Origin of the sequence: Mycolicibacterium sp. lyk4-40-TYG-92, assembly GCF_030209435.1 — a bacterium.
In the GTDB taxonomy this organism is placed as follows: Bacteria; Actinomycetota; Actinomycetes; order Mycobacteriales; family Mycobacteriaceae; genus Mycobacterium.
Genome location: NZ_JARVRX010000005.1, coordinates 140,371 through 160,788 on the forward strand (window position 1 = coordinate 140,371; position 20,418 = coordinate 160,788).

The following is a 20,418-nucleotide window of genomic DNA, read 5'->3' on the forward strand; positions in this document are numbered from 1 at the left end:
CCATTCGCCGATGTCGCTTCGCTCATCGGACCGTGATCCCTTCGGCTGCCATCGCCGCCTTCACCTGACCGATGGTCAGCTCGCGGAAGTGGAACACGCTGGCCGCCAGCACCGCATCGGCGCCGGCCTGGACCGCGGGCGCGAAGTGGTCGACGGCGCCGGCTCCCCCGCTGGCGATCACCGGCACAGTCACGGCGGCCCGTACTGCCCGCAGCATCGCCAGGTCGAACCCGGCCTTGGTGCCGTCCGCGTCCATGGAATTCAGCAGGATCTCCCCGACCCCGAGTTCGGCTCCGCGCGTGGCCCATTCGACGGCGTCGATGCCGGTACCACGCCGGCCGCCGTGGGTCGTCACCTCCCAGCCCGACGGGGTCGGGTCCGACCCTTCCGGCACGGTCCGGGCATCCACCGACAGCACGATGCACTGCGAACCGAACTGGCGCGACAGCTCCGACAGCAGCTCGGGCCGGGCGATGGCGGCAGTGTTGACCGAGACCTTGTCGGCGCCGGCGCGCAGCAGGGTGTCGACGTCCTCGACCGAACGGACACCACCGCCGACGGTCAGCGGAATGAACACCTGCTCGGCGGTTCGGCGCACCACCTCGAGCATGGTCGAGCGGCCCGACGACGACGCGGTGACGTCCAGGAACGTCAGCTCATCGGCGCCCTCTGCGTCGTACGCGGCGGCCAGCTCGACGGGATCACCGGCGTCGCGCAGGTTCTCGAAGTTGACGCCCTTGACCACCCGGCCGCCGTCGACGTCCAGGCACGGGATGACGCGCGTTGCGAGACTCACAGGTAATCCTCCGGAACGCCAACGGATTTCACGATCTCCAGCATCCTCTCGTGCACGCCGGGCGCGGCCGCCAGCGCAGACTTCGAATCGGCCGTCCACGGCTCCCCGGCCAGGTCGGTGACGATACCGCCCGCGGCCCGCACCAAGGCGACACCCGCGGCGTGGTCCCAGATGTGGTGACCGAAGCTGATTGCGCCGCCGAGGATTCCGGCGCCGACGTAGGCCAGGTCGAGCCCGGTGGCACCATGCATCCGCACCCGTGAGCATTCCCGGGTCAGGCTCGACAGGACCGCGTTGCGCCAGCGCCCCGGGAACCGGCCCTTCGAATCGATGTTGAAGGTCTGGATACCGACGATCGAGTCGGCCAGTGTGGACGGCGCCAACGGCGGCAACACCGTCTCCCCGTCCCGCACGGGACCGTCCACGGTCGCGACATAGCGCTGGCCCATGAACGGCAGCCAGGTCAGGCCCGCGACGGGAGTGCCCCGCCACAGCAGGCCGAGCAGGATCGCCGCCATGGGCGAACCGGCCGCGTAGTTGAACGTGCCGTCGATCGGGTCGAGCACCCACACCAGTTCGGAATCGATGGGCTCGCCACCGAATTCCTCACCGTGCACACCGATCCCGGTCGCCGACGTCAGTGCCGCGACGACTTGGCGCTCGATGGCCAGGTCGATCTCGGTGGCGAAGTCGTTGCCCTTCTTGCGCACTGCCGCGTCGGCCTGGTGGCCGGCGATGAACGGGGCGACGGCATCATCGAGGATGCCGGTCGCGGTCGCGACCAGCTCTGCCAACCTCGCCGGTTCGATCACTTCACCCATCTATCTCACAGCAGCCAATGCCTCAGGCAGCGTGAACCGCTCTGCGTACAGGGCCTTTCCGACGATGGCGCCCTCGACGCCCTGTCCGGTCAGCGTGGCGATGGCCCGCAGGTCATCCAGGCTCGACACGCCGCCCGACGCGATGATCGGTGCCTTGGTGCGGCCGGCGACAGTGCTCAGCAGATCCAGGTTCGGGCCCGTCAGCGTGCCGTCCTTGGTGACGTCGGTGACGACGTAGCGCGAACAACCTTCGCTATCAAGGCGTTCCAGCACTTCCCACAGGTCGCCGCCGTCGGTCTCCCAGCCGCGGCCGCGCAGCCGCCAGCTGTCGTTCTCGAACTGCACGTCCAGGCCGACCGCCACACGGTCGCCGTACTCGCCGATGGCGCGCTTGCACCACTCGGGGCTCTCCAGTGCGGCGGTGCCGATGTTCACGCGCGCGCAGCCGGTGTCCATGGCCGCCTTGAGCGAGGCATCATCGCGGATGCCGCCCGAAAGCTCCACCGCCACATCGAGTTTGCCGACGACCTCGGCCAGCAGTTCCCGGTTGCTGCCGCGGCCGAAGGCGGCGTCCAGGTCCACCAGGTGCACCCACTCGGCACCGTCGCGCTGCCAGGTCTGGGCCGCCTCCAGCGCCGAACCGTAATCGGTCTCGCTGCCGGCCTTGCCCTGCACCAGCCGCACCGCCTTGCCGTCGACCACGTCGACGGCCGGCAACAGAATCAAACTCATAGCCCCTCAACCCAATTCGCCAACAGCGTCGCACCTGCGTCGCCGCTCTTCTCCGGATGAAACTGTGTCGCCGACAGCGCGCCGTCTTCGACGGCCGCGATGAACGGCACGTGATGCGTGGCCCAGGTGACCTTCGCGTCGGCATGGCCACCCCACTGCTGGGCGGCGTAGGAATGCACGAAATAGAACCGCGTGCCCGCGTCGAGCCCCTTGAACAGGGTGCTCTCGGCTGCGGCGTCGACGGTGTTCCAGCCCATGTGCGGGATCACCGGCGCATCGAGCCGGGTGACCTCGCCCGGCCACTGCCCGCAGCCCTCGGTCTGCACGCCGAACTCCACGCCCTTCGAGAACAGAATCTGCATGCCGACGCACACACCCAGCACAGGGTGACCCGCGGCGAGCCGGTCGGCGATGATCTTCTCCCCGCCGATCGAACGCAGACCCGTCATGCAGGCTTCGTAGGCACCGACGCCGGGCACTACGAGACCGTCCGCGGCAGCCGCGGCAGCGGCATCGGACGTCACCTCGACGTCAGCGCCCACCCGCTCGAGTGCGCGCTGCGCGGACCGGAGATTGCCCGAACCGTAGTCCAGGACCACAAGTTTCTTGCTCACAGAGTGCCCTTGGTCGACGGCACCCCGGCCACCCGCGGGTCCGGCTCAACGGCCTGCCGCAGCGCCCGGGCCACGGCCTTGTACTGCGCCTCGGTGATGTGGTGCGGGTCGCGGCCGTACAGCGTGCGCACGTGCAGCGCGATCTTCGCGTTGAAAGCCAGCGACTCGAACACGTGGCGGTTGATCACGGTGTGGTACGGCACCGACGAGCCGGCGATGGTGAAGGACACCATGGACTCGGGTTCACCGGTGTGCACGAAGTACGGACGGCCCGAAACATCAACGGCCGCATGGGCGAGGGTCTCGTCCATCGGGATGAAGGCATCGCCGAACCGGCGGATGCCCTTCTTGTCACCCAGGGCCTGGCCGAGCGCCTGACCCAGAACGATCGCGGTGTCCTCGACGGTGTGGTGGCCCTCGATCTCGACGTCACCCTTGGCGTGCACCGTCAGGTCGAAGCTGGCGTGCGTGCCCAACGAGGTCAGCATGTGGTCGAAGAACGGCACGCCGGTGCTGATGTCGACCTGTCCGGTGCCGTCGAGATCGATCTCGACGACGATGCTGGACTCCTTGGTGGTGCGTTCCACGCGGGCGCGGCGGGTCATGAAACTCCTTGTGGGGCTAGTTCCGATGCGGCGAGCTTGGCGCTGACATCCAGCAGGGCGTCGTTCTCGGCGGCCAAACCGACGGTGGTGCGCAGGAAGCCCGGGATTCCGACGTCGCGGATCAGCACGCCGGCGTCGAGGTAGCGCTGCCAGGTCGCCGCGGCGTCGGCGAACTCGCCGAACAGGATGAAGTTGGCGTCGCTGGGGATGACCCGGAAACCCATGCCGGACAGGGCCGCTGCCACCCGGTCCCGCTCCGCCGCCAGAGTGGCGACGCTGCTGAGCGTCTCGTCGGCATGCCGCAGCGCCGCGCGCGCGGCCGCCTGCGTCAGCACCGACAGGTGGTACGGCAGGCGCACCAGCAGCATCGCCTCGATCACGGCGGGGTCGGCCACCAGGTAACCCAGCCGCCCGCCGGCGAAGGCGAACGCCTTGCTCATGGTGCGGCTGATGATCAGCTTGTCCGGGTATTCGCCGAGCAGCGCGACACCGCTGGGCTGCGAAGAGAATTCGCCGTATGCCTCGTCCAGGATCAGGACACCCGGCGTGACGTCCAGCAGGCGGCGCAGGTCCGCCAGCGGCACGCTCTGCCCGGTCGGGTTGTTGGGGCTGGTCACGAACACCACGTCGGGCTGCTGGTCTCGGATCGCCGCGACAGCCACATCCACGTCCAGCCCGAAATCGGTCGCCCGGGTGGCCGACAGCCACTCGGTCTGGGTGCCGTCGGAGATGATCGGGTGCATCGAGTACGACGGCACGAAACCGATGGCGCTGCGGCCCGGTCCACCGAACGCCTGCAGCAGCTGCTGCAGAATTTCGTTGGAACCGTTTGCCGCCCAGAGGTTTTCCGCCGTCAGCGCGACACCCGTCTGCGCCTGCATGTAGGTGGCCAGGTCGGTACGCAGCGCCGTCGCGTCGCGGTCCGGGTACCGGTGCAATTCAGCGGCAGCCTCGGCGACCGATGCGGCGACGTCGTCGACCAGCGCCTGCGTCGGCGGGTGCGGGTTCTCGTTGGTGTTGAGCCGAACCGGCACGACGAGTTGCGGTGCGCCATAGGGCGACTTGCCCCGCAGATTGTCGCGCAGGGGTAGGTCTGAGAGAGAGATCTTCTTCGCCAACGGGGCACTCTGTTCTTCGCGCAAGCGGCTCATCAGCGCTCGAACCTCCGGCGTACGGCCTCACCGTGCGCCGGCAGGTTCTCTGCCGTGGCCAACGTGATCACGTGACCCGCAACGTCTTTCAGGGCCGCCTCGGTGTAGTCGACGACGTGGATGCCACGCAGGAACGTCTGCACCGACAGGCCGCTGGAGTGCCGGGCGCAGCCGGCGGTGGGCAGCACGTGGTTGGACCCGGCGCAGTAGTCACCGAGACTCACCGGCGACCAGGCACCGACGAAAATGGCGCCCGCAGAACGGATTCGGCCCGCGACCTCCGAGGCCTCGACAGTCTGGATCTCCAGGTGCTCGGCGGCGTAGGCATTCACCACCCGCACCCCGGCATCGAGATCGTCGACCAGCACGATGGCCGACTGCTTGCCGTTCAGCGCAACCGTCACCCGCTCACGGTGCAGCGTGGTGGCAACCTGCGCGGCCACCTCCACATCGGTGGAGTCGGCCAGCTTCTCACTCGTGGTGACCAGCACGCTGGCCGCCATCTCGTCGTGCTCGGCCTGGCTGATGAGGTCGGCGGCGATGTGCACCGGGTCGGCCGAGTGATCGGCCAGGATGGCGATCTCCGTCGGGCCGGCTTCGGCGTCGATGCCCACCTGGGAGCGGCAGATGCGCTTGGCGGCCGTGACGAAGATGTTGCCCGGTCCGGTGATCATGTCGACCGGCGCCAACTCGTCGCCGGTGGTGTCCACGCCGCCGTAGGCCAGCAGCGCGATGCCCTGGGCACCGCCCACGGCCCACACCTCGTCGACCCCGAGCAGGGCCGCCGCGGCGAGGATGGTCGGGTGCGGCAGGCCGCCGTGGTCCTTCTGCGGCGGGCTGGCGATCACCAGCGAGTCGACGCCGGCGGTCTGGGCCGGGACGACGTTCATCACGACGCTCGACGGGTAGACGGCGTTGCCGCCCGGCACGTACAGCCCGACGCGCTCGACGGGTACCCAACGTTCGGTGACGGTCGCGCCCGGGGCCAGCGTCGTGGTGGTGTCGGTGCGGCGCTGGTCGGCGTGCACGGCGCGGGTCCGCTCGATCGCGACCTCGAGCGCCACCCGCACGTCGGCGGGCAGTCGGGTCAGCGCGGCGTCCAGCTCCGCCTGCGGGACACGCACGGCCGCCGGCCGCACCCCGTCGAACGACTCGCCGTACTCCAGTGCCGCCACGGCGCCGCGCTCGACCACGGCGTCGACGATCGGGCGTACCTTGGGCAGCACCGAATCCACGTCGACACCGCCCCGGGGCAGCACCGCTCGCAATTGCGCCGCGGACAGCTGCTGACCTCGCAAATCGATACGCGCGAGCTTCACTGCAGTGTTCACCCCACTATTGTCCCAGAGCAGGCCAAATCGAATACGGAGGCGTCAATGTCAAGCCGTCAGGACCACCCCAACAACGCCGCGGGCGTGCCGATGATCTTCCCGGTGTGGCTGGAGAACTTCCAGATCAAGTACATCAACCCGGCGCTGCGCCCGCTGTCGAAGAAGCTGCCGGGGTTCTCGGTCATCAAGCACCGCGGCCGTAAATCGGGCAAGGAGTTCGAGACCATCGTCACCTCTTACCGCAAGGGCGACGTGCTGGCGATCGGCCTGGCCCACGGCAAGACCAACTGGGTCAAGAACGTGCTGGCCGCCGGTGAGGCCGACATCCATGTCTCGCGGAAAGACCTGCACCTGGTGAACCCGCGGGTCCTGCCCGCCGGCACCGTCGATCCGTCGCTGCCGCGGATCGCGCAGATCGTGGCCAAGCGCAGCGGCGTCTTCGTCGCCGATATCGCCCACTGACACACCGGGGGCCACGTGGAATCCAGCGTGGCCCCCGGTACGTCAGCGACTACTTGCAGACGTCGTTGATCTGCTTGCTGTCGGCGCCGGCGTCATCCAGGCGCACCTTCTGCTGCGGATCGTCGGTCTGGGCGCCGGCCGTCGCCGCGGCCCCGATGTCCAACAGGGTGTTGGCGTACTTCCGCGCCGCCGTCGCGAGCTCGGCCGGGGCGGCCGGATCGATCCGGTTCAGCAGGTACTGGCCGCCGGTGATCAGCGCCAGGCGGGCGTTGGCTGCCACGGCGAGCGCGCCTGTCGTGTCATCCGGGCCGCCGGGGGCGGCCAGGTTGGTGTTGATCGCGATGCCCTTGCTGACGGTCTTCATGGCGTCGCAGAGCGCGATCTTGGCCGTGTCCTGCTCCGCCTGCGTGTACGTCTTGTCCAGATGCTTCACCGCGTACAGCGCGTAGCCGCCGATGGCGACGGCGATGAGGCCGATGACCACGGCCGCAATCGCGATGATCTGCGTGACGGACACCGAACCCGAGGTCGCGTCGGTGTCTTTCGCGGCTTTGCTCAGCGTGGTGGTCTTGTCTTCGGTCTTCTCGTCTTCCGCCATGCCCGTGATAGTAGCGGCCGAGTCAGATATCGAGGCCGACGTCGAGCACCCGCACCGAATGCGTCAATGCGCCGATGGCGAGGAAATCCACGCCGGTTCCGGCATAGGCGGCAGCAGAGTCCAGGCTCAGACCGCCCGACGATTCCAGTTTGGTGCCGGGAGCGCGGGCGTCCCGGCGCTGCACCGCGATCTGCGTCTGCCAGACCGGGAAGTTGTCGAGCAACACCAATTCGACGTTCTCACCAAGGATTTCGTCGAGCTGTTCGAGCGAATCCACCTCGACCTCACACGGCAGATCGGGCGCCGCCGCGCGGACCGCCTGCAGGGCCGCGAGTACCGACCCGTCGGCCGCGACGTGGTTGTCCTTGATCAGCGCGGCATCGCCCAGCCCCAGCCGGTGGTTGACCCCGCCGCCGAGCCGCACCGCGTACTTCTGAAGTAACCGCAATCCGGGCAACGTCTTTCGGGTGTCGCGGATGGCCGTATCGGTCCCCGCCACCTCCTGCACCCACCGGGCTGTCTCCGAGGCGATCCCCGACAGGTGGCACACGATGTTGAGCATCGTGCGCTCGGCCGTCAACAGGGCCCGTGTCGGGGCCTCGACCGTCAGCACCGCGTCGCCGGGTTTGACCTCGGCGCCGTCGTCGGCCCGGTCGAGGATGCGGTAGGCGCCCTCGCCGATCACCTTGTCCAGCACCAGAACCGCGATGTCCAGACCCGCGATGACGCCGGGCTGCCGCGACACCATGGACGCGACGGTGGTGGCGTCGGCGGGCACCGTCGCCACCGAGGTAACGTCCGGGCCATAGCGCAGATCCTCGTCGAGCGCGCGATCGATGATCGCGTGCGCGTCTGCCAGTTCCGCTGCGGTCAGTGCCATCAGTTACACACTCCTATCGGCAGGGCGGCCACCGCGCGCCCGGCGGCGTCCAGCCGCACATCGATCGACATCTCGAACGCCGGATCGCGATCCGGTCGGTCACTGCGGTGGTGGCAGCCCCGGGATTCCGCGCGTGCGGCCGCAGCTGCAGCGACCGCCGACGCCGTCACGGTCAATGCCGCATCCTCGACGGCGGCCCGGTCCGACATGGCCGTGCCGCGGGCACCGGCGAGCAACTCGCCGAGCTGGCCAAGCCCGGCGCCGTCGCGTACCACCGATGCGTATCGCGTCATGTCACGTTGCAGCGCATCGCGATCCAACGCGGGCAACTTGCCGAGATCCGGCTCCGGCACCCGGTTTCCGCCCGCATCACGGGCCTGTTCCGCGGCCGCGCGACCGGCCCGGCCACCGACCACCAGCCCTTCCAGCAGGCTGTTGGAGGCCAGGCGGTTGCCGCCGTGCATGCCGGTGCGTCCGACCTCACCAGCGGCGTACAGACCGGCCATCTCGGTGCGGCCGTACACGTCGGTGACCACGCCGCCGCAGCTGTAGTGCGCACCCGGCACCACCGGGATCGGTTGGCGCGCAGGGTCGATGCCGGCGGCCAGGCACGCGGCCGTGACGGTCGGGAACCGGGCCGCGACGTCGGGGACGCCGCGGGCATCGAGGTAGACGTAGTCGTCTCCGGTGGCCGCGAGGCGGGCGTCGATGGCGGCGGCCACGACGTCGCGGGGGGCCAGGTCTCCCATCGGGTGCACGCCCTCGGTCACCGCGTCGCCCCGCCGGTCACGCAGGATGGCGCCTTCGCCGCGCAGCGCTTCGGTGATCAGCGGGCACCGGCCACCGGCCGCGCCGGTGTACAGCATGGTCGGGTGGAACTGGATGAATTCGATGTCGCGGACCGGCAGTCCGGCGCGCAGCGCGAGGGCGATGCCGTCGCCGGTCGAACCGTCCGGGTTGGTCGTCGCGGTGTACAACTGCCCCAGTCCGCCGGTCGCCAGGATGACCGACGGAGCCGTCAGCACACCGGGGCCCTCCGGACTCAGGACCAGCAGGCCGCTGACCGCTCCGTCACGGTGCAATACCTGCACCGCAACATGATTGGGCCGGATATCGAGCGTCCGGGTCGCGGCGGCCAGCGCACGCTGGACCTCGGCGCCGGTGGCATCACCGCCGGCATGGATGATGCGGCGGCGGCTGTGCCCACCCTCGCGCGTCAGGGACCAGTCCCCCGGCCGGACTTCGTCGAATGCCGCACCGGCACCGACCAATTCGCGCACCGCGGCATAGCCGTCGGCGACGATCGAGGTGACCGCATCGACATCGCACAAGCCGGCGCCGGCCGCAACGGTGTCGGCGACGTGCGCCTGCACCGAGTCCTCGGTGTCGGGGATGACGACCGCGATGCCGCCCTGGGCGTAGGCCGTCGCCGTCTCGCCGGACTTGCCGACGACCACGACCCGGCTACCGGCGAGCTGCGCCGCGCGCGCCGCCGCCAGGCCGGCGACGCCGGTGCCGACGACGACGACGTCGGCCCGCTGGCGCCAGTAGCCACGTCCGCCGCAAGCAGCCGGCCGACGGCCCACGTGGGCGCTCACGCTATTCCCCGCCGCCGGGCTGCCCGATCCCGATCATGCGCTGCACGCTCAACCGAGCTGCGGCCGCGACATCTTCGTCGACGTGAACCTCGTCGGCACCGTCGCGCAGGCAACGCAGCAGCGCAGCCGGCGTGATCATCTTCATGTACGGGCAGGAGGCCCGATCGTTGACGGCGAGAAACTCGGTTTCCGGTGCGGCACGGCGCAACTGGTGCAGCATGCCGATCTCGGTGGCGACGAGGACCTGCTTGGCGTGGGTCTCACGGGCGGCGTCGAGCATGCCGCCGGTCGACAGGATCTTGACGCGGTCGTCGGGCACGGCGCCCTCGCCCGCCAGGTACAGAGCCGAGGTGGCGCAACCGCATTCGGGGTGCACGAACAGTTCGGCGTCCGGGTGCGAGCGGGCCTGATCGGCGAGTTCGTCACCGTTGATGCCGGCGTGCACGTGGCATTCCCCGGCCCAGATGTGCAGGTTGTCCCGTCCGGTCATCCGGCGCACATGGGCGCCGAGGAATTGGTCGGGGCAGAACAGGACGGTCTTGTCCGCGGGAATCGAGGCGACGACCTCGACGGCGTTGGACGACGTGCAGCAGATGTCAGTGAGGGCTTTGACAGCCGCGGTGGTGTTCACGTACGACACCACGACGGCGTCCGGGTAGTCGGCCTTCCAGGCCCGCAGATCGTCGGCGGTGATGGAATCGGCCAGCGAGCAGCCCGCGCGCTGGTCCGGGATCAGCACGGTCTTGGCCGGCGACAGGATTTTGGCGGTCTCGGCCATGAAGTGCACACCGCAGAACACGATGGTGTCCTCGGCGGCGTCCGCGGCGATGCGGGACAGCGCCAGCGAATCGCCCACGTGGTCGGCGATGTCCTGAATCTCCGGCAGCTGGTAATTGTGCGCGAGGATGGTGGCGTTGCGTTCCTTGGCGAGGCGGCGCACCTCGTCTGCCCACTGCGCGTCGGCGACCACATCACCGAAACCTTCGAACTCCGCCGCACGGTCCAGAACCGTCATGGCCGTCTCCTTTGAACCTGGCCAGGTTTTCGACTGATGATCGAAAACATGCCACATACTAGCACTGCGCACGAGATGTTCACCTTGGTGTACCGCGCGCGACGGCGCGGGGCCTGCCCGGCGGCCGGCCTCCACCACCACCCGCAGTGGCAGGCGAGCGCCAAAATTACCCGCTCGACCAGCAGAAACGGCTACGACCGACCTGACCGACCCTCACTCGGCGCCGGTCTCGGCACCGTCCCCGGAGTTCAGCCAGGTCTGTTGCGTCCGGACCGCGATGGCGTCGTTCGCAGTTCCGCAGCCGTCCCACAGTCCCCGGCTGGAAACCAGCACGATGGGCCAGAAGTACGCCGCGACATCGCGCACCTGGCGGATCGGGATTCCCGTCGCGACGGCCGCGTAGTGCAACCAGTAATCGTCGGCCCGCGGGCACACGTGGGCGAACGCTTCACCCCGATCCCGCAGTGCGCCAAGCAGTTCCGGAGGGTAGGCGACACCGGATACGCCTGTCGCGAACACCGTTTCGGAGGCCTCGGTCGTGGTGCACATCGGCCAGGTGCGGTACGGGCCGTCGCTGCGGACACGGGCACGGAACGCGGTGACCTCGCCGGGCCGATGCGCGGCGAGCAGCTCTGCGAGCCAGGTGGGCGGGTAGTAGACGTCGTCGTCCGCCGTGACCAGAGTGCGATCTGGTTCGTCGGGCAGTATCTCGTTGAGATACGGGAAGTACTTCTTGTGCGGTCCGTAGTCGCGGCAATGCCGAATTTCCAGCCCGCGCGCCTGCAATCGCTTCAACGTCGCCGGCGGATCGAGGTACGCGTCGCGGTCATCCAGCCAGAGGATCAGCCGGCGAGGCTTGACAGTGCCGGCACCGATGGTCTCGATCGTTTGCCACACCGTCGAAATCCGCTTGCCATAACTCGTCAACGACACGTTGGCGGCACCGGAGCCGACGACCGACTCGCCGGACCGGTGGTTTCTCACGCGCAGCCGCGGACCGAGTGTGCCCAGCTCCGCGATGGCGAACACCCACGCGAGCGGATCCGTTGGCTGAATGCCGATATTGCGCATGACCCCCACCGGCCTTTCCCCGCGGGACGAACACGAACTTTGCTGCATTCGCACGTGAGTCTAATCGCGCGGTGGACATTCTTCCTGTCAGCGGCCACATGCCATCGGCGTGACGGTTCGCCGTCCGGTGGTCCGATACAGCGGGCAATGCACTACTTCGGCAGTTGCTTTTGATCTCCCACGTTTTCGACTTAAAATCGAAAACGTGACGGATGTGGGTACTGCGCATGAAGTGCTCGCCGTCGTCTTTCAGGTGCGCGACCTCGACAGCAAGAGGCCGCAGCTCAGCGTGCTGCTGTGGGAGCGCGCCATGGAGCCGCAACGCGGCGCCTGGTCCCTGCCCGGCGGTCAGCTCCGGCACGACGAAGACATGATCAGCTCGGTCCGGCGTCAACTCGCCGAGAAGGTCGACCTGCGCCAGCTGACCCACCTAGAGCAGCTCGCCGTTTTCTCCGAACCCAAGCGCGTGCCCGGCCCACGCACCATCGCCTCGACCTTCCTGGGCCTGGTGCCCTCCCCCGCGACCCCCGAGCTGCCGAGTGACACGCGCTGGCATCCGGTGTCGGCACTGCCGCGCATGGCCTTCGACCACGGCCCGATGATCACCCACGCCCACGCCCGACTGGTTGCCAAGATGTCCTATACCAACATCGGATTCGCCTTGGCGCCAAAGGAATTCACTCTCACCACCTTGCGGGACATCTATGCCGCCACGCTGGGCCACCCAGTGGATCCGACCAATCTCCAACGCGTGCTGGCGCGGCGTGGGGTCATCACCCCTACCGGCACGACGGCCCGCTCCGGCCGCAGCGGCGGCCGCCCTGCTGCGCTGTACCGGTTCACCGACTCGACATACCGGGTTACGGACGAGTTCGCCGCGCTCCGCCCACCTAGTTAACCTACGGGCCGTGACGTAGGTCACTTTCGGGCCACATTTTGCGCGCCAGAATTGGTTTTTAAGGGTTCCTTAAGACATGATTTCCCGATGACCATGGGCAATGCGGCCAGGGCGTTCGACGCCGAGTGGATCGGCCAGCCGTACCACGAGGAGCTCCAACCCGGCATCCGCCCACTGCGGCCCAGCGAGGACACGTTCTACGTGCCGCCCGTCGGCTTCGAGCTCACCGCCCCCGGCACCGTGCTGCGGTCCCGCGACGTCGAGCTCGGCTTCATGGGCGTCATCCCGCAGGGCGTCACCGCCACCCAGCTGCTGTACCGCAGCACCGACCTGGGCGGCAGCGCGCAGGCCGCAGTGACCACCGTCCTGCTGCCCGTCGGGCACAACCCCGACACCCGCTGCCCCATCGTGTCCTATCAGTGCGCCATCGACGCGGTTTCCGACGCGTGCTTCCCGTCCTACGCCCTGCGTCGCCGCTCGCGGGCCCTCGGCTCGGTGGCGCAGCTCGAATACATGCTCGTGGCCGCTGTCCTCGCGCAGGGCTGGGCCGTGTCCATCCCAGATCACGAAGGCACCGACGGTATCTGGGGCGCACCGCACGAGCCCGGATACCACATCCTCGACGGCCTGCGCGCCGCCATCAACACCGAATCCCTCGGCCTCTACGCCGACGCGCCGATCGGCCTGTGGGGCTACTCGGGCGGTGGCCTCGCCAGCGCCTGGGCCGCAGAGGAATACGCCAACTACGCGCCCGAACTCAACGTCGTCGGTGCCGCCCTCGGCTCGCCGGTCGGCGACCTGGCCGAGGTGTTCCGCCAGCTCAACGGCACCTCCAAGGCCGGCCTGCCCGCCACGGTGATCGCGGCCCTCATGCACATCTACCCCGGCCTCAAGCGCGTCATCCATGAGCAAGCCACCGAGGCCGGCAAGGCCATGCTGCGCAACATCGAGGGCATGACCACCGCCGAGGCGGTCTTCCGGCACGCCGGACTCGACTTCGACAGCCTGCTGAAGTCGCCGCTGCAGGAGGTGCTCGACACCCCCGAGGTCCAGCACGTCTTCGAGAGCATCAAGCTCGGCAAGACCGCGCCGACCCCGCCGCTGCTGATCATGCAGGCCGTGTACGACCAGATCATCGCCGTCGGCAACATCGACGAGCTCACCGACACGTACGTCATGGGTGGCTCGCACGTGACCTACCACCGGGACATCCTCAGCGAGCACATCGTCCTGCACCCGCTGGCCGCGCCGATGACGCTGAACTGGCTCGCCGAGCGATTCGACGGGAAGCCGCTTGGTCCGACGGTGCGTACCTCGTGGCCGGTCCTGCTGAACCCGGCGACCTACCTCGGCCTGATCAAGCTCGGCGTCGTCAGCACGAAGGTTCTGCTGGGACTTCCGGTTGGGCGTCGGTAGCCACCGGAGCGGCGGCAGCCGGTAGCCGGACAGGCGCCGGCTCGACCGGCGGCCAGGCACCCAGATCGTCGCGCTTGGTCGCCAGCGTGCAGAACAGATAGACCAGCGCGGCAACGCCGGCCGGGAAGACCAGCGTCGTGGCAATGACCCACGGCGAGTGGCCGAAGAACACCGGCGGCGCCTCGACGAGATACCCCACCCGATGCTCGGGAGACAACGGCGCACCCGCCAGATCGGGCGTCCCGTAACGCCAGTGTGCGACGACGGCGCCGACACCCGTGAGCGCACCCGCGGCAGCCACATTGCCGAGCGCCAGGGCGCCGGCCAGGAGCGGCCCGCGATACGCGCGCCACTGCCAGACCGATGTCGCGGCCACCACGGCGATCACCGTCAAGAGACCGACGGCCAGCGCACCGCCCAGGAAGACCCGGTCCGACTCGTCACCGAAGTACCCGTGAATGCGCTGACCTTTCTTGGTCAGCGCGACGACGGCGTCGACAGGCGGGGCGAGAAACGCCCACAGGACGCCGCCGAGCGCGCCGGTCAGGGCCAGCCCGACGACGACCCGCAGCGCCGCGGCACGATGCGAAAGCGTGGGCGCCGCGGCGGTTTCAGCCGACTGAGTCACCGTTGGGTTTCCAGGTCCTTCGAGTCCACCACCCCGTGCCGCGAGCACTTGGCCCACCAGCCGTCGGGGCGCACCTGCACCACCATGCGACGGCCGCATTCGGCGCACCACCGGGGCGCTTCCAGGCCGAGCTGGGCCGTGGTCGGCATGACGGCGCCGTCGACGGCGTCCGCCGCGACACCGGTGTACACGTTGAACTTGCCGGCACTGACAGGTGCGGGCAACTCTCTGGTCATCACGTCCAGTTCTACAGGGTGGCGTTCAGAGCCTTGATCGGCATCTGCAGATCATCCAGCAGCTCCAGATCGGACTCGGCCGGGCGACCCAGCGTGGTCAGGTAGTTGCCGACGATGACGGCGTTGATGCCGCCCAGGATGCCCTGCTTGGCGCCCAGGTCGCCGAGGGTGATCTCGCGACCACCGGCGAAGCGCAACATGGTGCGCGGCATGGCCAGACGGAACGCGGCGACGGCACGCAGGGCGTCGGCGGCCGGCAGCACCTCGAGGTCACCGAACGGGGTACCCGGGCGCGGGTTAAGGAAGTTCAGCGGCACCTCGTGCGGGTTCAGCTCAGCCAGGTTCGCGGCGAACTCGGCACGCTGCTCCAGGGTCTCGCCCATGCCGAGGATGCCGCCGCAGCAGACCTCCATGCCGGCCTCGCGGACCATCTCGAGGGTCTTCCAGCGCTCTTCCCAGGTGTGGGTGGTGACGACGTTCGGGAAGTACGACTTCGAGGTCTCCAGGTTGTGGTTGTAGCGGTGCACACCCATGGCCTTGAGCCGGTCGACCTGCTCCTGGTCGAGCATGCCCAGCGAGCATGCGATCTGGATGTCGACCTCGTTGCGGATGGCCTCGATACCGGCGGCCACCTGGGCCAGCAGACGCTCGTCGGGCCCACGCACGGCGGCGACGATGCAGAACTCGGTCGCGCCGGTCTTGGCGGTCTGCTTCGCGGCCTCGACGAGGCTCGGGACGTCCAGCCAGGCACTGCGCACCGGCGAGGCGAACAGACCCGACTGCGAGCAGAAGTGGCAGTCCTCGGGGCAACCGCCGGTCTTGAGGCTGATGATGCCCTCGACCTCGACCTCGGGACCGCACCACTTCATGCGCACCTCGTGCGCGAGGGCCAGCAGGTCCTCCAGCCGGTCGTCGGGCAGCTGCAGGACCTCGAGCACCTGCTCCTGGCTCAGGCCTTCGCCACGCTCGAGCACCTGCTCGCGGGCTACACCCAAAACATCGGTCGCGGCCTGAGTCATCGGCACTCCTTACTTCAGGCCGACTGCGGCCTACAACTTGAACGGTGTTTAGGATACAGACGTGCAACTGCACCGAAGCGACGTGGTGGCCAAGGCCGCCGAAATCCTGGACAACTACGGGATCGCCGACCTGACCATGCGCAGGCTGGCGCGTGAACTGAGCGTCAGCCCAGGCGCTCTGTACTGGCATTTCGCCGACAAACAGGAGCTGCTGGGCGCGGTCGCCGACCGCCTGCTGGCCACGGCGGCGACTGTCCCGGCCGCCGGACCGTGGCCGGACCGCATCGTGGCGTTGTGCTCGGCGTTGCGCGACGCGCTGCTGTCCGCCACCGACGGCGCAGAGCTGGTCTCGGCGAGTTTCTCGGCCGGGCGGTCAGCCGAGCTGAGCCGCATCGTGGCGGCCCTCACCGACGCATGTGCCGAATCGGGACTCACGGCCCACGATGCCGACCTCGCGGCCCGCACCATCGTCTACTACGTGCTGGGCTTCACCGCCGACGAGCAGTCCCGTATCCAGTGGGACGCGGCCGGCGCCACGGTGGCCGACAGCGACGCGGTGTGGTCCGAAAATGCCGGTGGCCGTTTCGCTTTCGGCCTGGACCTGTTGGTCGACGGGCTCGCGGCGCACGCCATCAGCCGTCGCACCTGAAGCTGGGCCCGACGCGCATCAATGTGCGGCCACAGCAAGGGATGCCGGGGGAAAAGCGCGTGAGTTCAATCAAGGGGCAATCCAGCGGGCGTTGGTGAACTCAGGGACGTCCGACAGCCCGAAACAGCCCCTGGCGTCAATCAGAGTGGCTGCAAGTGCCTCGTGATTGCAGCCAGGTACTTTTCTCTCGGGGCTAACGGAACCGCCGCGAGGCCGGGGTCAGCTGATCTGAATCGCTGTGCGCGCGTTGCCGTTCCACAGTCGCAGCCCGCCGGCGGTCGCACTGATCTCCGCCGGCCGGGCGGCGATACCGAGTGCGCGGGCGAGCCGGTCCGGCGGGACCCGGCGGGCCAGGGTGACGTGGGGCGTCCAGTCACCCGGTTCGGTGTGCGGCATGGGGCCCGGCCGCAGGTACGGCGCACTGATCCGGCAGACCTCGGCGTGCAGGGCGAGTAGTTCGGCGCTGGGCACCACGAGTCGCGCGAGGATTCCGGCAGCGCGACCGAATACCAACGTGGCGCCGAGGCGGACGGGGAACGGGAACTTGTCGCCGAGGCCGGCCAGCGCCGGCAGGACCGCGTCATCGATCTGCTGCGCGACGCACAGGGTGGCGTGCGGACGGGCGGCGGGCGGCTGCGCGGCAATGCCCGCGGCCCGCAGGTCGTCCCACGCGCGCCTGATCACGGCCTCGGCGTCGAGGTCGAACAACAGCTCGACCGAGTACACCATGTCAGCCGACCAGGCTCGAAACCCATTGCGGATCAAATGCTTTGGCGCTCACGGCAGCGAATTCGCCGGGCGCCAACCGGCCCGCGCCGTCCGGCAGCACCGCGCGTACCGGAGCGATGTCCTCGAGTGCACCCCGATTGGAGGTTTCCGCGAGCCCCGGGTCCTGCGGCCAACTGCCGATCACCAGTCCGGCACACGCGATGCCGTTCGCGGACAGCGACTCGACCGTCAGCCCGGTGTGGTTGAGCGTGCCGAGGCCCGGTGCGACGACGACCAGCACCGCGGCCCCGAGTTCGACGGCCAGGTCGCGCAACGTCGTACCGTCGGCGCCGAGTTGGACAAGCAGCCCCCCGGCTCCCTCGACGAGAGTCAGCTGACGGGGCCGGTCGACGTTCCGGACCAGAGCGACCAGGTCGTCGCGCGACGGCAGCGTCATCCCGGCGAGTTCAGCGGCCGCGACGGGCGCGAGGGGTTCGGGATAGCGCCAGCCTGGCACGAGCGACGTGACCTCCGCCAGGCGTCCCACCTCGGCAAGATCGTCGTCACCGTGGCCGGCGGCCGGCGAGATTCCGGTCTGCACCGCTTTGCACACCGCGACGTCGAGACCGGCCTGGCGCGCGGCACTGGCCAGGGCCGCGGTGGCGATGGTCTTCCCGACACCGGTATCGGTTCCGGCGACCAGCAGCAGCGTCACGACTGCACCAGTGCGAGCACGTCGCCGAGCACCCGCCCGGCCAGATCCAGTTCGGTGTCGTCGAGTGACGCGCGCGCCGTCAGGCGCAACCGCGACGTGCCGGCCGGCACCGACGGCGGGCGGAAGCAGCCGACCCGGACCCCGCGGTCCAGGCAGGCCGACGCGGCGGCCAGCGCGACCTCGGGGTCGCCCAGGATCACCGAGACGACGGCCGAATCAGGCGTGTGGACAGCGCCGCCGAACCGGGCCAGCGTCGCGGCGTGGGTCAGCACGGCCTGCGCCCGCCACGGCTCGGCGATCAGGACCTGCAGCGCAGCTTGCGCGGCGCCGACGGCGGCCGGAGCCAGGCCGGTGTCGAAGATGAAGGTGCGCGCGGCGTCGATGAGGTGGGCGCGCACCGCGGCCGGGCCGAGTACCGCGCCACCCTGGCTGCCGAGCGATTTGGACAGCGTCGTCGTCACCACGATGTCGGGCTCGCCGGCCAGACCGACCTCGTGCACCAGGCCGCGGCCACCGGTACCGCGGACACCGAGGCCGTGGGCCTCGTCGACGATCAGCAGCGCGCCGTGCCGGCGACACACCTCGTGCAGGGCGCGCAGCGGGGCCAGCGCCCCATCGGTGGAGAACACCGAATCGGTGATCACGACGGCCCGCTCCTCGGAACGGCTGACCAGCGCGGTCTCGACGGCGCCGACGTCGTTGTGCGGAGACACCACCACGCGCGCCCGGGACAGCCGACAGGCGTCCACCAGCGAGGCGTGACTGTAGGCGTCGGACACGACCAGTGCGCCCGGGCCCGACAGCGCCGCCACCGCACCGATGTTGGCGGTGTAGCCCGACGAGAACACCAGCGCCGACTCGGCGCCCATGAATTCGGCCAGTTCGGCCTCGAACTCCTCGTGCAGTTCGGTGTTGCCGGTCACCAGGCGCGACCCGCCGGAGCCCGCACCCCACGTGTGCAGCGCCGTCACGCCGCCCTCGATGACGGCGGGATGCTGCGTCAGGCCGAGATAGTCGTTGGACGCCAGATCCAGTTCGGTCGCCACCGCGGGCCGGACCCGCAGCGATCGGCGCAGGCCCGCGGCCCGGCGCTTGTGTTCGACATCGGCGAGCCAGGCCAGCGGCGAGTGATCAGTCATCGGCGCGCTCCTGACTCCAGTGCTATTGAACGGTGTTCAGGTTAACGCACGGGCAACGGCGACCACAGCAGAGGTGACCCGGTCGATCTCGTCGGGCGTGCAGATGAAGGGCGGCATCACGTACAGCAGCTTGCCGAAGGGCCGTAGCCAGACGCCGTGCTCGATCGCGGTGACCGTGGCCAGGCGCATGTTCACCGCTTCACGCATCTCGACAACACCGATGGCACCCAGTACCCGCACGTCGGCGACCGAGGGCAGGTCGGCGGCCGGCGCCAGACCGCGCCGCAGCCCGTCGGAGATCTCCGCGACCCTGGCCTTCCAGTCCTGGCCGAGGAGCAGTTCGACGGCCGCCACCGACACCGCGCACGCCAGCGCGTTGGCCATGAACGTCGGCCCGTGCATGAGGGCGCCCGGCTCGCCGGAGCTGATCACCCGCGCGATCTCACCGGTACACAGTGTCGCCGCCAGCGTCACATAACCACCGGTCAGCGCCTTGCCGACACACATGATGTCGGGGCTGACGCCGGCGTGGTCCGCGGCGAAAAGCTCGCCGGTGCGCCCGAAACCCGTCGCGATCTCGTCGAAGATCAGCAGCACGTCATGCCGCGTGCAGATGTCGCGCAGTGCCGTCAGGTAGCGCGGGTCGTGGAACCGCATGCCGCCGGCGCCTTGCACCACCGGCTCGACGATGACGGCCGCGAGCTCGTCCGCATGCGCGGCCAGCTGAGCCTCGAAGGCCTCGACGTAGGCGGGATCGAATTCCGTGGGCACCCGCGGCGCGAAGATCTGGGGCATCAGCACATCGGTCCAGATCGAGTGCATACCGCCGTCGGGATCGCACACGCTCATCGGGGTGAAGGTGTCGCCGTGGTAGCCGCCGCGCCACGTCATCAGCTTGTGCCGGCCGGGACGGCCGAGGCTGCGCTGGTATTGCAGCGCCATCTTCGCGGCGACCTCGACGGAGACCGAACCCGAGTCCGAGAAGAACACCGTGTCCAGACCAGCCGGGGTGATCTCGACGAGCAGCTGCGCCAGCCGCGCCGCGGGCTCATGGGTCAGGCCGCCGAACATGACGTGGTTCATCCGGCTCAACTGCCGGGTGATCGCGGCATCGAGCACCGGGTGCCCGTGCCCGTGCACCGCCGTCCACCACGAACTCATCGCGTCGATGACCTGCACCGGCCGGCCCTCGTGAACGAGGGTCAGCATGATGCCGTGCGCCTCGGTGGCAACCACCGCCGGCAAAGCCTCGGCGCCGATGGTGCTGTACGGGTGCCAGATGTGGGCGGTGTCGATCGCCGAGATTTCGGCAGGGTTCAGCGCTGGCACGATGACC

General features: G+C 69.1%; 23 protein-coding genes. 4 read left to right on the top strand and 19 right to left on the bottom strand.

Annotation, left to right across the window (positions count from 1 at the left end; translation table 11 throughout):
- Nucleotides 1-22 precede the first annotated feature (22 nt).
- Genes hisF through hisD form a run of 7 tightly spaced genes read right to left on the bottom strand, consistent with a single transcriptional unit; the run spans nt 23 to nt 6,050 of the window.
- Nucleotides 23-796: an imidazole glycerol phosphate synthase subunit HisF gene (hisF, locus tag QRN63_RS11410; protein WP_285030843.1), complete on the bottom strand. Its 774-nt coding sequence runs from the start codon at nt 794-796 to the stop codon at nt 23-25.
- Nucleotides 793-1,617 carry an inositol monophosphatase family protein gene (locus QRN63_RS11415; RefSeq protein WP_285030844.1) on the bottom strand — a complete coding sequence of 275 codons (825 nt, stop codon included), beginning with the start codon at nt 1,615-1,617 and terminating at the stop codon, nt 793-795. Before QRN63_RS11415 ends, hisF begins: the two co-directional genes overlap by 4 nt.
- A complete protein-coding gene (priA, locus tag QRN63_RS11420; protein ID WP_267317902.1) occupies nt 1,618-2,349 on the bottom strand; it encodes a bifunctional 1-(5-phosphoribosyl)-5-((5-phosphoribosylamino)methylideneamino)imidazole-4-carboxamide isomerase/phosphoribosylanthranilate isomerase PriA in 732 nt (243 codons plus the stop codon).
- Nucleotides 2,346-2,963, bottom strand: a complete 618-nt coding sequence (hisH, locus tag QRN63_RS11425) for an imidazole glycerol phosphate synthase subunit HisH (protein WP_267317903.1) — start codon at nt 2,961-2,963, stop codon at nt 2,346-2,348. The genes priA and hisH overlap by 4 nt, the downstream gene beginning before the upstream one ends.
- A complete protein-coding gene (hisB, locus tag QRN63_RS11430; RefSeq protein WP_020103224.1) occupies nt 2,960-3,568 on the bottom strand; it encodes an imidazoleglycerol-phosphate dehydratase HisB in 609 nt (202 codons plus the stop codon). The genes hisH and hisB overlap by 4 nt, the downstream gene beginning before the upstream one ends.
- Nucleotides 3,565-4,719 (bottom strand): histidinol-phosphate transaminase, encoded by a 1,155-nt coding sequence (locus QRN63_RS11435; protein WP_285030849.1) that lies wholly within the window; start codon nt 4,717-4,719, stop codon nt 3,565-3,567. Before QRN63_RS11435 ends, hisB begins: the two co-directional genes overlap by 4 nt.
- Nucleotides 4,719-6,050, bottom strand: a complete 1,332-nt coding sequence (gene hisD, locus QRN63_RS11440) for a histidinol dehydrogenase (RefSeq protein ID WP_285030851.1) — start codon at nt 6,048-6,050, stop codon at nt 4,719-4,721. The genes QRN63_RS11435 and hisD overlap by 1 nt, the downstream gene beginning before the upstream one ends.
- Nucleotides 6,051-6,095: 45 nt before the next feature.
- On the opposite strand from hisD, the gene QRN63_RS11445 reads away from it, so the two are divergent.
- Nucleotides 6,096-6,512: a nitroreductase family deazaflavin-dependent oxidoreductase gene (locus tag QRN63_RS11445; RefSeq protein WP_267317906.1), complete on the top strand. Its 417-nt coding sequence runs from the start codon at nt 6,096-6,098 to the stop codon at nt 6,510-6,512.
- 49 nt (nt 6,513-6,561) lie between these two features.
- Here the strand turns inward: QRN63_RS11445 and QRN63_RS11450 are convergent, their stop codons facing one another.
- The 5 genes from QRN63_RS11450 to QRN63_RS11470 form a co-directional block, all read right to left on the bottom strand.
- Nucleotides 6,562-7,110 carry a hypothetical protein gene (locus tag QRN63_RS11450; protein WP_267317907.1) on the bottom strand — a complete coding sequence of 183 codons (549 nt, stop codon included), beginning with the start codon at nt 7,108-7,110 and terminating at the stop codon, nt 6,562-6,564.
- Nucleotides 7,111-7,132: 22 nt separating this feature from the next.
- The gene (nadC, locus tag QRN63_RS11455; protein WP_285030852.1) at nt 7,133-7,990 is read right to left on the bottom strand and encodes a carboxylating nicotinate-nucleotide diphosphorylase; all 858 of its coding nucleotides are present in this window, start codon (nt 7,988-7,990) and stop codon (nt 7,133-7,135) included.
- Nucleotides 7,990-9,588, bottom strand: coding sequence for an L-aspartate oxidase (locus tag QRN63_RS11460; RefSeq protein ID WP_285030854.1), 1,599 nt, complete (start codon nt 9,586-9,588; stop codon nt 7,990-7,992). Before QRN63_RS11460 ends, nadC begins: the two co-directional genes overlap by 1 nt.
- Nucleotide 9,589: 1 nt before the next feature.
- Nucleotides 9,590-10,603 carry a quinolinate synthase NadA gene (nadA, locus tag QRN63_RS11465; protein ID WP_502888116.1) on the bottom strand — a complete coding sequence of 338 codons (1,014 nt, stop codon included), beginning with the start codon at nt 10,601-10,603 and terminating at the stop codon, nt 9,590-9,592.
- Nucleotides 10,604-10,816: 213 nt separating this feature from the next.
- The gene (locus QRN63_RS11470; protein ID WP_285030855.1) at nt 10,817-11,674 is read right to left on the bottom strand and encodes a hypothetical protein; all 858 of its coding nucleotides are present in this window, start codon (nt 11,672-11,674) and stop codon (nt 10,817-10,819) included.
- A 205-nt stretch (nt 11,675-11,879) separates the two neighbouring features.
- On the opposite strand from QRN63_RS11470, the gene QRN63_RS11475 reads away from it, so the two are divergent.
- A complete protein-coding gene (locus QRN63_RS11475; protein WP_285030857.1) occupies nt 11,880-12,572 on the top strand; it encodes an NUDIX hydrolase in 693 nt (230 codons plus the stop codon).
- An 87-nt stretch (nt 12,573-12,659) separates the two neighbouring features.
- Complete coding sequence (locus QRN63_RS11480) at nt 12,660-13,988, top strand: lipase family protein (RefSeq protein ID WP_267317911.1); 1,329 nt, start codon at nt 12,660-12,662, stop codon at nt 13,986-13,988.
- Here the strand turns inward: QRN63_RS11480 and QRN63_RS11485 are convergent.
- The 3 genes from QRN63_RS11485 to bioB are packed head-to-tail and all read right to left on the bottom strand — an operon-like array spanning nt 13,945 to nt 15,871.
- Nucleotides 13,945-14,616 (bottom strand): DUF2567 domain-containing protein, encoded by a 672-nt coding sequence (locus tag QRN63_RS11485; protein ID WP_285030859.1) that lies wholly within the window; start codon nt 14,614-14,616, stop codon nt 13,945-13,947. The two genes, QRN63_RS11480 and QRN63_RS11485, sit on opposite strands and share 44 nt — an antisense overlap.
- A complete protein-coding gene (bsaP, locus tag QRN63_RS11490; RefSeq protein WP_020103208.1) occupies nt 14,613-14,852 on the bottom strand; it encodes a biotin synthase auxiliary protein BsaP in 240 nt (79 codons plus the stop codon). Before bsaP ends, QRN63_RS11485 begins: the two co-directional genes overlap by 4 nt.
- An 11-nt stretch (nt 14,853-14,863) precedes the next feature.
- The gene (bioB, locus tag QRN63_RS11495; protein ID WP_020103207.1) at nt 14,864-15,871 is read right to left on the bottom strand and encodes a biotin synthase BioB; all 1,008 of its coding nucleotides are present in this window, start codon (nt 15,869-15,871) and stop codon (nt 14,864-14,866) included.
- Between the two features lie 61 nt (nt 15,872-15,932).
- Between bioB and QRN63_RS11500 the strand changes: the two genes are divergently transcribed.
- Nucleotides 15,933-16,520, top strand: a complete 588-nt coding sequence (locus QRN63_RS11500) for a TetR family transcriptional regulator (RefSeq protein WP_267317913.1) — start codon at nt 15,933-15,935, stop codon at nt 16,518-16,520.
- A 219-nt stretch (nt 16,521-16,739) separates the two neighbouring features.
- Here the strand turns inward: QRN63_RS11500 and QRN63_RS11505 are convergent, their stop codons facing one another.
- From QRN63_RS11505 to QRN63_RS11520, 4 genes are read right to left on the bottom strand one after another with little or no spacing between them, the layout of a single operon-like run.
- The gene (locus QRN63_RS11505) at nt 16,740-17,249 is read right to left on the bottom strand and encodes a 2'-5' RNA ligase family protein (protein WP_267317914.1); all 510 of its coding nucleotides are present in this window, start codon (nt 17,247-17,249) and stop codon (nt 16,740-16,742) included.
- Nucleotide 17,250: 1 nt separating this feature from the next.
- Nucleotides 17,251-17,943 (bottom strand): dethiobiotin synthase, encoded by a 693-nt coding sequence (gene bioD / locus QRN63_RS11510; protein WP_285030863.1) that lies wholly within the window; start codon nt 17,941-17,943, stop codon nt 17,251-17,253.
- Nucleotides 17,940-19,082, bottom strand: a complete 1,143-nt coding sequence (locus QRN63_RS11515; protein ID WP_285030864.1) for an 8-amino-7-oxononanoate synthase — start codon at nt 19,080-19,082, stop codon at nt 17,940-17,942. The genes bioD and QRN63_RS11515 overlap by 4 nt, the downstream gene beginning before the upstream one ends.
- Before the next feature lie 36 nt (nt 19,083-19,118).
- Nucleotides 19,119-20,411 (bottom strand): adenosylmethionine--8-amino-7-oxononanoate transaminase, encoded by a 1,293-nt coding sequence (locus tag QRN63_RS11520; protein ID WP_285030866.1) that lies wholly within the window; start codon nt 20,409-20,411, stop codon nt 19,119-19,121.
- Nucleotides 20,412-20,418: the final 7 nt, after the last annotated feature.

Excerpts from the sequence above, each read along its gene's own strand:
- QRN63_RS11450 (WP_267317907.1), bottom strand. The coding sequence starts at position 7,110 with ATGGCGGAAGACGAGAAGACCGAAGACAAGACCACCACGCTGAGCAAA.
- priA (WP_267317902.1), bottom strand. The coding sequence starts at position 2,349 with ATGAGTTTGATTCTGTTGCCGGCCGTCGACGTGGTCGACGGCAAGGCG.
- nadA (WP_502888116.1), bottom strand. The coding sequence starts at position 10,603 with ATGACGGTTCTGGACCGTGCGGCGGAGTTCGAAGGTTTCGGTGATGTG.
- QRN63_RS11480 (WP_267317911.1), top strand. The coding sequence starts at position 12,660 with ATGACCATGGGCAATGCGGCCAGGGCGTTCGACGCCGAGTGGATCGGC.
- QRN63_RS11445 (WP_267317906.1), top strand. The coding sequence starts at position 6,096 with ATGTCAAGCCGTCAGGACCACCCCAACAACGCCGCGGGCGTGCCGATG.
- QRN63_RS11505 (WP_267317914.1), bottom strand. The coding sequence starts at position 17,249 with ATGGTGTACTCGGTCGAGCTGTTGTTCGACCTCGACGCCGAGGCCGTG.
- bioB (WP_020103207.1), bottom strand. The coding sequence starts at position 15,871 with ATGACTCAGGCCGCGACCGATGTTTTGGGTGTAGCCCGCGAGCAGGTG.
- QRN63_RS11470 (WP_285030855.1), bottom strand. The coding sequence starts at position 11,674 with ATGCGCAATATCGGCATTCAGCCAACGGATCCGCTCGCGTGGGTGTTC.
- hisB (WP_020103224.1), bottom strand. The coding sequence starts at position 3,568 with ATGACCCGCCGCGCCCGCGTGGAACGCACCACCAAGGAGTCCAGCATC.
- QRN63_RS11435 (WP_285030849.1), bottom strand. The coding sequence starts at position 4,719 with ATGAGCCGCTTGCGCGAAGAACAGAGTGCCCCGTTGGCGAAGAAGATC.
- nadC (WP_285030852.1), bottom strand. The coding sequence starts at position 7,990 with ATGGCACTGACCGCAGCGGAACTGGCAGACGCGCACGCGATCATCGAT.
- QRN63_RS11415 (WP_285030844.1), bottom strand. The coding sequence starts at position 1,617 with ATGGGTGAAGTGATCGAACCGGCGAGGTTGGCAGAGCTGGTCGCGACC.
- bsaP (WP_020103208.1), bottom strand. The coding sequence starts at position 14,852 with ATGACCAGAGAGTTGCCCGCACCTGTCAGTGCCGGCAAGTTCAACGTG.
- QRN63_RS11515 (WP_285030864.1), bottom strand. The coding sequence starts at position 19,082 with ATGACTGATCACTCGCCGCTGGCCTGGCTCGCCGATGTCGAACACAAG.